Here is a 13,100-nt window from a genome sequence, read left to right on the forward strand (position 1 = left end):
CGATGGGGGTCAGTGTGACGCGACGTTCTCCCGCTTGAGCTCGAAGCACGCCGCGTGGCGACCGCCGAAGTCGTCGCGCGGCGCGGTCATCGCCTCGACCTGTGCGCGGGCCTGCTCGACGACGGGTGTGGCCGGGTCGAGTACCCCCAGATACACCTCGTGTGCGGCAAGGGATTTCACCGCAACATCGACCTGGTCGGTGACATCGACCGCATGGGTCGGGTGCGGGCCGTTCTCGAACAACCATCGGGGGGCGTCCTCGGCGAGAGAGTCGTAGGCGTCGAGGACTGCGGCGGAGAACTCCATGTGGTCGCGCTGATTGGGCTTACCCGGAGCCCACTCCGCGCCGCCGTAGAGGGAGAGCACCACTTGGGGATCGACACGCCTGATGGTGTCTGCGACCGCCGCACGCAGTTCCGGCGTGTTGCGAATGTTGCTGTCCGGAAAGCCCCAGAACCCGACCTCGCCGACGCCGACAATCGCGGCCGACGCTCGCTGCTCACCCTCGCGCAGCGGGCCTGCCTGCGCAGCGTCCATCCCCTCGATGCCGACTTCACCGCTCGACGCGAGGGCGTACACCACGCGTTTGCCCTCGCCGGTCCACTTCGCAACCGCCGCCGCCATCCCGTATTCGGGATCGTCGGGATGCGCGACGAGCGCCAGAGCGGTGTGCCAGTCGGTCGGGAAGGGTGTCAGATCGGACATGGTCCGACTCTATCGACGGCTCAACGCTTGTGGTCGAGGTTGGCCATCTTCAACACGTCGAGGCGCTTGTCGAGTTCTTCCTCGCTGAGCTTGTCGGGCACGAGACCGCGGTCGATGACGGTCTGTCGAATCGTCTTGTGCTCCTTGAGTGCCTGCTTCGCCACCGCCGCGGCCTCCTCGTAGCCGATGGCGGAGTTCAGCGGCGTGACGATCGACGGCGAGCTCTCCGCGAGAGTCCGCAAGCGTTCCTCGTCGGCTCGCAGTCCGGAGATGCACCGGTCGGCGAACAGCCGCGAGACGTTGGCGAGCAGCTTCAACGATTCGAGCACGTTGCGGGCCATCATCGGGATGTAGACGTTGAGTTCGAACGCGCCGTTGCCACCGCCCCACGTGACCGCGGCGTCGTTGCCGATGACCTGGGCGGCGACCTGCGTGACCGCCTCGGGCAGAACGGGATTCACCTTGCCCGGCATGATCGAGCTGCCCGGCTGGAGGTCGGGGAGGTGGATCTCGGCGAGTCCGGTCAGCGGGCCGGAGCCCATCCAGCGGACGTCGTTGGCGATCTTGGTCAGCGAGACCGCGATCGTCTTGAGTTGACCCGACAGTTCGACGAGACCGTCGCGCGCCGCCTGGGCCTCGAAGTTGTTCTTGGCCAACGTGATCGCGTCGACGTCGGTCAGCTTGACGAGTTCGGCGACGACCTTCGTGCCGAAATGGTCGGGGGCGTTGAGTCCTGTGCCGACTGCTGTGCCACCGATCGGTACCTCGCCGACGCGCGGGAGTGTAGCGGTCAGGCGTTCGATTCCGGCCTCGACCTGTCGTGTGTATCCGCTGAACTCTTGGCCGAGCGTGACCGGAACCGCGTCCATCAGGTGGGTGCGCCCGCTCTTGACCACCTCACGCCACTCCTCGGCCTTGGCCAGCAGCGCGAGCCTGAGATGATCGAGCGCGGGGATGAGGTCGGTGACGACAGCCTCGGTGGCCGCGACATGTGTCGCCGTCGGGAACGTGTCATTCGACGACTGCGACATGTTCACGTCGTCGTTCGGGTGGACGTCGACGCCGTTGCCCTTGGCGATCGAGGCGATGACCTCATTGGCATTCATGTTCGAGCTGGTGCCCGAGCCGGTCTGGAAGACGTCGATCGGGAACTGGTCGTCGTGCTTGCCGTCGGCGATCTCCTTGGCCGCGGAGATGATGGCGTCGGCCTTGGTGGCGTCGAGCAGACCGAGGTCTTTGTTGACCTGTGCGCAGGCTGCCTTCAGTAGTCCCATTGCCCGGATCTGCGTGCGCTCGAGTGGGCGGTGGCTGATCGGGAAGTTCTCCACTGCGCGCTGCGTCTGCGCGCGCCACAGCGCGTCGACGGGGACCTTGACCTCGCCCATGGTGTCGTGCTCGATGCGGTACTGCTGCTGCGCCATCTGTCTCGTCCTCCGGTTCTCGACGGTGGGTTAGGACTACCTCAAACAACGCTACTCGCAGCGGGTTGTGGGGCCGCGTCTGCCGTACACAGGTGCCAGGATCTGGCACCTGTGTACGGCAGAGGCACTGGGGATCATGATCGACGCCGCGGTGCGGTGTCCGTGCCCGGAAGAGCACGAGCCGCAAGACCGCTCGCTCAGCGCTCCTTCGACCGAATCCGCACGCCGCCCAGCGGCACGGTGACCGAGCCGGACGGGTCGGTGAAGAAGTCGTTGCCCTTGTCGTCGACGACGATGAACGCGGGGAAGTCCTCGACCTCGATCTTCCACACCGCCTCCATGCCGAGCTCGGGGTATTCGATGACCTCCTGGCTCTTGATGCAGTCGAGGGCGAGGCGGGCCGCGGGACCGCCGATCGAACCGAGGTAGAAGCCCCCGTGGGCGTCGCACGCCCTGGTGACCTGGGCGGAGCGATTTCCCTTGGCCAGCATGACCATCGACCCACCTGCGGCCTGGAACTGCTCGACGTAGGAATCCATCCGACCCGCGGTCGTCGGACCGAACGAACCGGACGCCATGCCCTCGGGCGTCTTGGCGGGGCCCGCGTAGTACACGGGGTGGTCGCGCAGGTACTGCGGCATCGGCTCGCCCGCGTCGAGGCGTTCCTTGATTTTGGCGTGTGCGATGTCGCGGGCCACGACGAGTGGGCCGGTCAGTGACAGTCGCGTCTTGACCGGGTACTTCGACAGTTCGGCGAGGATCTCGGGCATCGGGCGGTTCAGGTCGATCTTGACGACCTCGCCGCCCTCGATGTCCTCGGCGACGCCGGCGTCGGGCATGTATTGTGCCGGATCCGTTTCGAGCTGCTCGAGAAAGACGCCGTCGGCGGTGATCTTGCCGAGAGCCTGGCGATCGGCCGAGCAGGAGACCGCGATGGCCACTGGGCACGAGGCGCCGTGACGTGGCAGACGCACGACGCGGACGTCATGGCAGAAGTACTTGCCGCCGAACTGTGCTCCGATGCCGAAGGACTGGGTCAGCTCGAACACCTTCTCCTCGAGTTCGAGATCACGGAACCCGTGCGCCGACATCGACCCTTCCGTCGGGAGCGTGTCGAGGTAGTGCGCCGACGCGTACTTGGCCGTCTTCAAAGCGAATTCCGCCGACGTTCCGCCGATGACCACTGCGAGGTGATACGGCGGGCAGGCCGCAGTGCCGAGCGAGCGGATCTTCTCGTCGAGGAAGGACAATAGGCGGTCGGGGTTGAGGATCGCCTTGGTCTCCTGGAACAGGAACGACTTGTTGGCGCTGCCGCCGCCCTTGGCCATGAAGAGGAACTTGTACTCCGGACCCTTCGGTCCCTGCTGCGTCGAGTAGATCTCCACCTGCGCAGGCAGATTGGTGCCCGTGTTCTTCTCGTCGTACGTGGTCAGTGGTGCGAGCTGCGAGTAGCGAAGGTTGAGCTTGGTGTAGGCGTCGTAGACACCGCGTGAGATCCACTCGCCGTCGTCGACACCGGTCAGCACGCCCTCGGACTTCTTTCCCATGACGATCGCGGTGCCGGTGTCCTGACACATCGGCAGCACGCCGCCGGCCGAGATGTTGACGTTCTTGAGCAGATCGAGCGCGACGAACCGATCGTTGCCCGAAGCCTCCGGATCGTCGATGATCCTGCGCAACTGGCGCAGATGGGCCGGCCGGAGGTAGTGACTGATGTCGTGCATCGCCTCGGAGGTCAGTCGTTCGAGTGCCTTCGGCGCGACCTTGAGGAAGGTCTGACCGTCGACGTCGAATGTGGACACCCCCTCTCTGGTGATCAGACGGTAGGGCGTGTCGTCGGCGCCGGAGGGCAGCAAATCGGCATAGCGGAACTCCGGAGCAAGGGCTGGTTTGCTCACGCGCAAACTCTATCGCGGCCGGTCAGCGCCCTCGTGGGTGCCGTCGGGAGCTGTGGCACAGGCCACCGCGCGGCGATGTCGGCGAATCGGCCCCCGCGCGGGCCGAACACAATGCGGGTATTACTGTGTGGTGGATCACAGATTCAGTTCACTGTGTCCGATTCACTGAGATCAACACGGGAGGGGAACGCATTGGCTGCGATCGTGCTGGCAGAGGTACGCACATCCTGCGAACGCGAGGCCGTGGCCGAATGGGCGTCGAACCGACATCCGGAGGCTCCCGTTCGCACGCTCGACGAGATCGACACGGACGCGCTCGACCCCGACACGACGCTGATCCCCGCGCGCGTCGTCTGGCTGCCGCCGATTCGCAAAGGCGAACGGCGGGTGTCGGTGGCAGACGTCCTCGTGCTCTCCAATCCCCGTCGCCCACCGGCTTTCCGGCAGCGGGCCATCAAGAAGCGCTCGCCCGACCGTGCCCGCGTCGTTGCCGGGGAAGCGGCAACGGTCGAGGAGCTGCGGCTCCGACACGAGCAGGCATCGGCCGAGGGAGAGGACTTCGCGGACTTCGTTGCATTGGCGGCCGCACTGTCGGCAGAGCGCGCCGAACGCCAGCTCATCGGTGACCGGTACAAGGTGCCCAAACTCGTGGCGCAACAGATAGGTTCGTCGGCGCGTTTCCAGGCCAACGCTGCGAAGCTCGCAGCAGATCTCGGTCGGCCGGTGGCAGCGATCATCTCCGACGCGATCGACAAGATGTCGACGTTCGTGGCGACGCAGAGCCCGCTGATGGACGACGTCTTCTCGACGACGTTCGGCAAACTTTACGAACGTACCTGGACGGTGTCGGTCGATCTGGACACCCTGAGCGAGCTGCGGAACCTCAACAAGTCACACGGCCTGGTCTTCCTGCCGTCACACCGGTCGTATGTCGACACGCTGGTGCTGGCGGATGCGCTGCGCCGCCACGACTTTCCACCGAACCTGGTGCTCGGCGGCAACAATCTTGCGCTGTGGCCGCTCGCGCCCATCGCGCGGCGCGCGGGTGTGATCTTCATCCGGCGCAAGTTCGGCAACGATCCCATCTACAAGTTCGCGATGCGCGCCTACCTCTCGTTCATCGTCGAGAAGCGCTTCAACCTCGAGTGGTACATCGAGGGCGGACGCAGCCGTACCGGCAAGTTGCGTCCACCGATGATGGGACTGCTCGCCTACGTCGTCGACGCCATCGAGCAACTCGACACCGCCGACGTGATGGTCGTGCCCACCTCCATCGTCTACGACCAACTGCACGAGATCTCGGCGATCGCCCGCGAGGCGGCAGGTGGCACGAAGAAGCCGGAGGACATGACCTGGCTGCTCAAATACGCCAAGGCGCAGCGGTCGTATCTCGGTGAGGCTCGCGTACGTTTCGGGGAGCCGTTCTCGTTGCGGGAGTCGATCGCCGAGCACGACCAGGACGACCCCGCGCGGCTGGAGAAGATCGCGTTCAAGGTGATGGACGAGATCAATGCCGCCACACCGATTTCGGCGACCTCGCTGGCCGGCTTCGCCTTGCTCGGGGCCGGTGACAGGGCATACACCGCAACAGAGATCGAGCACATCCTGCGGCCGTTGCTCGCCTACATCGAGCGTCGCGGGTTGCCCGGCCCGGACCCGGCGATGTGTCGGGGGCTGGGACTGAAGTCGACTCTCAAGGAACTGACCGACGCAGGCGTGCTCACTCATTTCAGTGGTGGCATCGACGACGTGTGGTCGATCGCGGGTGAGAACCATGCGGTCGCGGCGTACTACCGTAACGGCGCGATCCACCACTTCGTCGATCGCGCGATCGTCGAGGTGGCGCTGTTCGCGGCCGATCACAACGAGGTCGACGAGGACCGCGACACACGGCTGGCCGCCGCGCAGGCGGAGGCTCTGCGGATCAGGGATCTGCTCAAGTTCGAGTTCTTCTTCCCGAAGAAGAAGGAGTTCCTGCATCGGCTCGGCGCCGAGATGGACCTGATCGCACCGGAGTGGCGCCACGTCAGGCTGACGCCCGCCTGGTTGCACGACACCTTCGCGGCCATGTCGGGAGAGCTGTTCGCGCGACGCACCCTGCAACCGTTCTTCGACGCCCAGCTGGTGATGGCTCGACGACTCGTCGATCTGAACACCGAACCACGCGAGAAAGAGGAGATCATCACCGACTGCCTCGGACTCGGTAAACAGCTGGCTCTGCAGGGAGTGGTGAAGAGCAGGGACTCGGTGTCGACCGAGCTCTACGACGCCGCGTACAAGCTGGCCGACAACCGTGGACTCATCGACCCGGCCGACGGCGTCGACGTGGTCGAGGCACGCCTGCAGTGGCTCGACGAGGTGGAGGACATGCGGGACCGGTTGGCGCGGATCGCAGAGATCGAGGCCCAGCAGACGGGAGTGACGTCGGTATGAGTGCGTTGGGCGACCGTCTGGTGCAGATCCGCTCGGCGCCGCGCGGCAAACACATCGGTGCCTTCTTCGACTACGACGGCACCCTCATCGACGGGTTCTCCGCGACAGCCATTTTCGGTGCCCGGATACGCAGTATGGAATTCGGGCTCGGCGAGGTTGCCGACTTCGCGCTCATCGGTCTGCGCGGCGTCGAATCCGAACAGGACTATGCAGAGGTGCTCGAGGCCACCAAGCCGACGTTCGCAGGGAAGACCTATGAGGAGCTCCTCGCCATGGGGGACAGTCTCTTTCGGCACGAGACCGCTGCCAAGCTCCGACCCCAGATGTGGCAGATCCTCAGCGCGCACCGTGAGATGGGGCATCGGATCGTCATCGCGTCGTCGGCGACCCGATTCCAGATCGAACCCATCGCCCGGGAGATAGACGCCGACCACGCCCTGGCCACCGACGTCGAGGTGATCGACGGGATCGTCACCGGAGAGGTGCTCGGCCGGCCGCTGTGGGGTCCGGGCAAGGCGGCAGCCGTGCGCGCGCTGGCACGCGAACACGACATGGATCTCGACGCGTCGTTCGCCTACAGCGACGGCAACGAGGACATCCCCTACCTCGAGAGCGTCGGACATCCGGCTGCGGTGTCGCCGCGACGCACGCTGCGGGCCGAGGCGCAGGCCAGAGGGTGGCCGATCCTCGATCTGCGCAATCCGTCGCACAACCGCTTCGGCATGGCATTGCGTACCGGGGCGATGTACGGCTCGTTTCTCGCAGGCGCTGCGGCTGGACTCGTGGGCGGGGTTGTGCAGCGCGGGCGATTCGAGACGATCGTCCAGTCGGGTATCGCCAGCGGGAACGACGTCGGATTGTCGTTGGCCGGTGTGCATGTCGAGGTGATCGAGGGTTCCGAACACCTGACGTCGGATCGGCCGTGCGTCTTTGCCTTCAACCACCAGTCGAAGCTCGACCTGCCCGTCATGATCCATCTCGTGCAGCGCGAGGCGACCGGCGTCGCGAAGAAGGAGATTCGTTCACTACCCGTGTTCGGCCAGATACTCGATGCCGCCGGGCTGGTGTTCATCGACCGCGCGGACGCGGGCAAAGCGATCGATCAGCTCGAGCCGGCGGTCCGCAAGCTGCGCGAGGACGGCTACTCGCTCGTGGTGGCACCGGAGGGCACACGCTCACCGACGCCCCGGATCGGGAGGTTCAAGAAGGGTCCGTTCCACATCGCCATGCAGGCGGGCGTTCCGGTGGTGCCGGTGGTGCTACGTAATGTCGGCGAATTGATGTGGCGTGGTGCGCAACTCGTCGCGCCCGGCACGATCGAGGTTCGGGTGCTCCCGCCCGTCGACACGTCGGCGTGGCAGACCGAGACCATCGGCGAGCACGCCGAGGACGTACGTCAGATGTTCATCACCGCGTTGGCCGACTGGCCGGAGCCGAGTGGCGCTGCGCAACAAGAGGGTTCGCAGAACACGGGTGTTGAGCAGCAGGACGAGAAGCGCGACGACGCAGGGGAGACTGTCGGATGAGTGAGGACCAACCCCTCGAGTGGGGGACTGAGCAGCACATGAGTCCGGTCGACGCGTTGATGTGGCGCGGCGATACCGACCGACGACTACGCGGAACGATCTCCATGATCGAGATCTACGACTGCGAACCCGACTGGGACCGACTGATTGCGGCGCACGACTGGGGTAGCCGCATGGCGCCGAGGTTTCGTTCGCGCGTGGTGGATTCGCCGCTGCACACGGGGACCCCAAGCTGGGCCATCGACCCGGAGTTCGACCTCCACTACCACGTCCGCCGGATCAGACTGCCCGGCGACGGGTCGATGCGTGAACTGCTCACCACCTGCGAACAGTTGGCGATGACGGCGCTCGACCCCGCACGCCCACCGTGGGAGGGCTACCTGATCACAGGACTCGCCGACGGGAAGACAGCGTACTTCCTCAAGGCACACCATGCGCTGACTGACGGACTCGGAGCGATTCTCGCGCTCGCGCAACTTCATTCGACCTCGCGCGATCCGATCCCGGACAAGCCTCAGCCGCCGGCCCCCGCACCGACAGAACTGTCGGCGCTCGAGGTCCTCGCTCGCCAGGTCGGCCAGGAGATCAGGCGGACGCCGTATCGGGCCGGACTCGTCGTACGTGGTGCGCTCGCGTTGACCGATCCCAAACGCGCGCTGAGCAAGGTCTTGCGATACGGGCGTTCGGTACCCCGGGTCGCCGGGCTGATCAGTCCGCCCGGTTCACCGCTTCTCGCGCACCGGAGTCTCTCGTGGCGATTTCTGGCGTTCGAGGTTCCGTTCGAGGAGTTGAAGGCCGCGGCGACGTCGATGAAAGCATCGATCAACGACGTCTATCTCGGCGGACTGATCGGCGGCTTCCGTATCTATCACGAGAAGATGGGGCAGGAGGTCGACGCGATCCCGGTGGCGATCCCGATCTCGGTGCGTCGACCCGAGGACCCGGAGGGCGGCAACAGGATAGCGGTAGGTCGACTGGCGGGGCCGATGTCGATCGACGACCCCTTCGAACGGGTGTTGACGATCCGTGAGCAGGTCCGCGCGGCCCGTACCGAACCCGCCGTCGACATCTTCAACACGCTCGGTTCGGTGCTGGCGTGGATGCCTGGTGAACTCCTCGGTCAGTTCAGCGGCGCAACGAGCATGAACGACCTACAGGCAAGCAATGTGCCCGGTATTCCGTGGGAGACCTTCGTCGCCGGGGCGAAGGTCGAGCGCTTGTTCCCGTTCGGCCCGTTGCCGGGCTGCGCGGTGATGGCGACCATGATCACGCACAACGCCACCGCATGCCTGGGATTGAACTGCGACGCGGCGTCGATCACCGACCCCGAGTTGTTCGCCGAATGCATCGTCGCCGGATTCGACGAGGTGCTCTCGCTCGCCGACCCTGCCGACCCTGCCGACGATGCGGCCGTGCGGGTCGGGATGCGGCGAGTGGTCTGAACGACCCCGGGAATCCGCACGAGCCGGGAGGTCTGGCGCAGACGACCCGGCTCGTGGGGGGTACCGACTAGATGTCGAGGCGGGCGTACTCGCGCAGCTTGGTGGTGCGGTGCACGGCCTCGATACGACGGATCGTTCCCGACTTCGATCGCATGACCAGTGAGCGGGTGGTCGCCCCACCGGGACGGTAGGTGACGCCACGCAGCATGTCGCCGTTCGTGACACCGGTCGCCGCGAAGAAGCAGTTCTCGCCGCTGACCAGATCGTCGGTGCCCAGCACGCGGTCGAGGTCGTGGCCGGCGTCGATCGCCTTCTGGCGTTCTTCGTCGTTGCGCGGCCACAGCTTGCCCTGGATCTCGCCACCCATGCACTTCATCGCGACCGCGGTGATGATGCCCTCGGGGGTACCGCCGACTCCCATCAGCATGTCGACGGTCGAGTAGTCACCGGCAGCGGCGATCGCGCCCGCGACGTCGCCGTCGGAGATGAGGCGGATCTTGGCGCCCGCCTTGCGGATCTCGCCGATCAGATCGGCGTGACGCGGACGGTCGAGGACCACGACGGTCAGGTCGCCGACGTCGATGCCCTTGGCCTTGGCGACCGAGTTGATGTTCCACTCGACCGATTCGTCGATGTTGATGGCGCCCTTGGCTTCCGGTCCGACTGCGATCTTGTCCATGTAGAAGACGGCCGACGGGTCGTACATGGTGCCGCGTTCACTGACCGCGATGACGGCGATCGAGTTGGGGCGGCCCTCGGCCATCAGGGTTGTGCCGTCGATGGGATCGACGGCGACGTCGCACTCGGGGCCGAGCCCGTTGCCGACCTCCTCGCCGTTGAACAGCATCGGCGCCTCGTCCTTCTCGCCCTCACCGATGACCACGACGCCGCGCATCGACACCGTGGAGAGGAGTTCGCGCATGGCGTCGACGGCTGCGCCGTCGCCCTTTTTCTTCTCGCCGCGACCCACCCAGCGTCCCGCGGCGAGCGCCGCTGCCTCGGTGACCCGCACCAGCTCCATGGCAAGGTTGCGGTCGGGTGCCTGGTGGTTCTCGGCTGTCATGTCTGATCGACTCCTTGGCGTCAGCGATGAGGTGCGCCGACGGTGATGGGCGTCGGCGGTGATGCTCGTGCTCATCATTTCACGTCGCGCGGGAGCTGACGCACTCGCCCGGCGGCTGATCTGACGTGTCGACGCAGCGCACGCGGGTCGGGGCCTCGGTCAGAGCGGGTCGAGGATGCGTCGCAGGAACTGGCGGGTGCGGTCCTTGGCAGGGCGGGTGATCACCTCGTCGGGGCCGCCGCGCTCGACGATGACGCCGCCGTCGACGAACAACACCTGATCGGCGACCTCCTGAGCGAACCGGATCTCGTGGGTGACCACCACCATCGTCCAACTCTCCTCGGCCAGACCCTTGAGTACCTTCAGCACGTCGCCGACGAGTTCGGGGTCCAGCGCCGACGTCGGTTCGTCGAAGAGCAGCACCTGCGGGTGCAGTGCGACGGCGCGGACGATTCCCACGCGCTGCTGCTGGCCACCCGACAGCTGGTGGGGGTACTGGTCGCGCTTGTCGGCGAGCCCGACGCTCGTCAGCAACGCCTCGGCCTCGGCGACCGCCTCTGCCTTCGCGCGATGCTGCACGATGACCGGACCCTCGATCACGTTCTCGAGAACAGTCTTGTGGGGGAAGAGGTTGTAGTTCTGGAAGACCATCGCGCTCTGCGCGCGGTAGGCGGCGATGTCGGACTTCGTGTACTGCCCGCTGAAGTCGATCGTCTGTGTGCCGACGCGGATGACACCGGCGTCGGGGATGTCGAGAGCGTTGAGCGCCCGCAGGATCGTCGTCTTGCCCGACCCGGAGGGGCCGAGGATGACAGTGACGGTGCCCCGGTCGACGCTGAAGTCGATTCCGCGTAGCACGTGGTTGTCGCCGAACGACTTGGTCAGTCCGGCGACGTCGACGACGGGCCCGGATGGGGCGTCGGGCGCAGGTCGTTCCATCGGGCCGTCGTGTGACTCGTCGTGTGGCTCGTGGTGTGGGGCGTCGGGATGCGTCGGGTCGTGGTCGGTCATCGTGTCACGAACCTCCCCAGTCGGGATTCGAGTCTGTTCTGCAGCGCGGACAGCACCAGGCACACGATCCAGTAGTAGATCGCGGCCGTGGTGTAGAGGGCGAAGAACTCGAACGTCGGAGCCGCGGCCAGCTGCGCAACGCGTAGGAGTTCGGTCACCAGGATCGTCGACGCGAGGGACGTGTCCTTGACCAGGGAGATCAACGTGTTCGACAAGCCCGGCACCGCATTGCGCGCCGCCTGCGGCAGGATGATGCGACGCATCGTCGTGCGATAGTTCATGCCGATCGTCTGCGCGGCCTCGGTCTGACCCTTCGGAACCGAGAGGATCGCACTGCGGATGATCTCGGCCGCGTACCCGCCGACGTTGAGCGAGAACGCGACGACGGCCGCGGGAAACGGCGGCACCTTGATGCCCAGTTCGGGTAGCGCGTAGAAGATGATGAAAAGCTGCACCAGCAGCGGCGTACCGCGGATGATCGAGATGTAGACACGCGCGAGCCAGTTGACCACCCGCGTGTCGGAGAGCCTCGCCAGCGCCACGACCAATGCGATCACCAGTCCGACCACGAAGCTGATCGCCGCGAGTGGGATGGTCACGGTGATCGTTGCCTTCGCCATGGGCCACAGGTTGTCGCCGATGATCTTCCAGGTGCTCCGCGGAACGGCCTGTTGCTGCCCGGCCGCCGCGCTGCCGCTCGCATCGGCTTTGAGGTACTTCTGCGAAATGCGGGAAAGTGTCCCGTCGGCGGTCAGTTCGTCGAGCGCCTTGTTGATGTCGCCGGTGATGCCGCTGTCTTTTCTGGCGGCGAATGCCTGCTCGCTCGTGTCCCCGGTCTTGGCGGCGATCTTGACACTCGTGTCGCCGGTCTCGGCGAAATAGGCGTAGACCGCGACGCTGTCGTTGACCGTCGCCTGGACGCGGCCCTGATTGAGCAGCTTGATCGCCTGGGTGAATCCCTCGACGGACTCGACGGTCGCGCCCGCGTCCTTGGCCACCTGCGCCCAGTTGCTCGTCGCCGACTGTGCGGTGGTCTTGCCCCTCAGGTCGTCGAGCGAACGGATCGAGTTGTCGTCGGCACGCGTGACGATGACCCCTTCGCTGACGGCGTACGGCTTGGAGAGGTCGTATTTCGCTTTGCGTTCCGGGGTGACCGACACCTGATTCGCGACGACGTCGAACCGGCCCGCCTCGAGGCCGGCGAAGATGGAATCCCATGGCGTGGTGACGAACTCGGTGCGCACACCCAACTTGTCGGCGACCGCGTTCGCGACGTCGACGTCATATCCCGCGAGTTGACCGGTCGTCGGATCGCGATAGCTGAAGGGTGCGTAGGTGCCCTCCGTACCGACGCGCAGCACGCCCGACGACCGGATCTCGTCGATGCCGTTGCGTTGACCGTCGGAGTTGCCGCAGGCGGCGAGGGCTCCGGCTGCGATCAGCGCGACCAGCACCGCGACGGCGACCCGTCCGCTGCGACGAACCAGCACAGTGCTGAACCCGAGACGGGACACGACGAGCTGTAGCGCGCGCATACGGAACGGTACCGCGTGGGACCGACGCTGACGTGATGCAACTGTGGCCGCGGGCACGCTCGTCGA

At 65.8% G+C, this 13,100-nt stretch carries 9 protein-coding genes; 3 read left to right on the forward strand and 6 right to left on the reverse strand.

The genetic code is table 11. The features are described 5' to 3' along the window. Window positions 1–9: 9 nt before the first annotated feature. The 3 genes from GOOTI_RS15155 to GOOTI_RS15165 all read right to left on the reverse strand — a co-directional run bounded on the left by GOOTI_RS15155 (window position 10) and on the right by GOOTI_RS15165 (window position 4,024). On the reverse strand, window positions 10–705 hold the full coding sequence (locus tag GOOTI_RS15155) for a PIG-L deacetylase family protein (RefSeq protein WP_007239490.1): 696 nt from the start codon (window positions 703–705) through the stop codon (window positions 10–12). A 20-nt stretch (window positions 706–725) separates the two neighbouring features. Then, on the reverse strand, window positions 726–2,126 hold the full coding sequence (locus GOOTI_RS15160) for a class II fumarate hydratase (RefSeq protein ID WP_007239491.1): 1,401 nt from the start codon (window positions 2,124–2,126) through the stop codon (window positions 726–728). 197 nt (window positions 2,127–2,323) lie between these two features. Next, complete coding sequence (locus GOOTI_RS15165) at window positions 2,324–4,024, reverse strand: fumarate hydratase (protein WP_007239492.1); 1,701 nt, start codon at window positions 4,022–4,024, stop codon at window positions 2,324–2,326. A gap of 192 nt (window positions 4,025–4,216) precedes the next feature. Between GOOTI_RS15165 and GOOTI_RS15170 the strand changes: the two genes are divergently transcribed. The 3 genes from GOOTI_RS15170 to GOOTI_RS15180 are packed head-to-tail and all read left to right on the forward strand — an operon-like array spanning window position 4,217 to window position 9,425. Continuing rightward, on the forward strand, window positions 4,217–6,457 hold the full coding sequence (locus GOOTI_RS15170) for a glycerol-3-phosphate 1-O-acyltransferase (protein ID WP_007239493.1): 2,241 nt from the start codon (window positions 4,217–4,219) through the stop codon (window positions 6,455–6,457). Continuing rightward, window positions 6,454–7,983 (forward strand): HAD-IB family hydrolase, encoded by a 1,530-nt coding sequence (locus tag GOOTI_RS15175; protein ID WP_007239494.1) that lies wholly within the window; start codon window positions 6,454–6,456, stop codon window positions 7,981–7,983. The genes GOOTI_RS15170 and GOOTI_RS15175 overlap by 4 nt, the downstream gene beginning before the upstream one ends. Continuing rightward, on the forward strand, window positions 7,980–9,425 hold the full coding sequence (locus GOOTI_RS15180) for a wax ester/triacylglycerol synthase domain-containing protein (protein ID WP_007239495.1): 1,446 nt from the start codon (window positions 7,980–7,982) through the stop codon (window positions 9,423–9,425). The genes GOOTI_RS15175 and GOOTI_RS15180 overlap by 4 nt, the downstream gene beginning before the upstream one ends. Before the next feature lie 67 nt (window positions 9,426–9,492). Here the strand turns inward: GOOTI_RS15180 and glpX are convergent, their stop codons facing one another. From glpX to GOOTI_RS25220, 3 genes are all read right to left on the reverse strand, one after another. After that, the gene (gene glpX / locus GOOTI_RS15185; RefSeq protein WP_007239496.1) at window positions 9,493–10,488 is read right to left on the reverse strand and encodes a class II fructose-bisphosphatase; all 996 of its coding nucleotides are present in this window, start codon (window positions 10,486–10,488) and stop codon (window positions 9,493–9,495) included. A 159-nt stretch (window positions 10,489–10,647) separates the two neighbouring features. Next, window positions 10,648–11,427 carry an amino acid ABC transporter ATP-binding protein gene (locus tag GOOTI_RS15190; RefSeq protein WP_007239497.1) on the reverse strand — a complete coding sequence of 260 codons (780 nt, stop codon included), beginning with the start codon at window positions 11,425–11,427 and terminating at the stop codon, window positions 10,648–10,650. Window positions 11,428–11,495: 68 nt separating this feature from the next. Next, window positions 11,496–13,034 (reverse strand): ABC transporter permease subunit, encoded by a 1,539-nt coding sequence (locus tag GOOTI_RS25220; protein ID WP_007239498.1) that lies wholly within the window; start codon window positions 13,032–13,034, stop codon window positions 11,496–11,498. Window positions 13,035–13,100 lie beyond the last annotated feature (66 nt).

This window comes from Gordonia otitidis NBRC 100426 (genome assembly GCF_000248075.1).
GTDB lineage: Bacteria > Actinomycetota > Actinomycetes > Mycobacteriales > Mycobacteriaceae > Gordonia > Gordonia otitidis.

Coding starts and splice junctions, on each gene's coding strand:
- glpX (WP_007239496.1), bottom strand. CDS start 10,488: ATGACAGCCGAGAACCACCAGGCACCCGACCGCAACCTTGCCATGGAG.
- GOOTI_RS15155 (WP_007239490.1), bottom strand. CDS start 705: ATGTCCGATCTGACACCCTTCCCGACCGACTGGCACACCGCTCTGGCG.
- GOOTI_RS15175 (WP_007239494.1), top strand. CDS start 6,454: ATGAGTGCGTTGGGCGACCGTCTGGTGCAGATCCGCTCGGCGCCGCGC.
- GOOTI_RS15160 (WP_007239491.1), bottom strand. CDS start 2,126: ATGGCGCAGCAGCAGTACCGCATCGAGCACGACACCATGGGCGAGGTC.
- GOOTI_RS15190 (WP_007239497.1), bottom strand. CDS start 11,427: ATGGAACGACCTGCGCCCGACGCCCCATCCGGGCCCGTCGTCGACGTC.
- GOOTI_RS15180 (WP_007239495.1), top strand. CDS start 7,980: ATGAGTGAGGACCAACCCCTCGAGTGGGGGACTGAGCAGCACATGAGT.
- GOOTI_RS25220 (WP_007239498.1), bottom strand. CDS start 13,034: ATGCGCGCGCTACAGCTCGTCGTGTCCCGTCTCGGGTTCAGCACTGTG.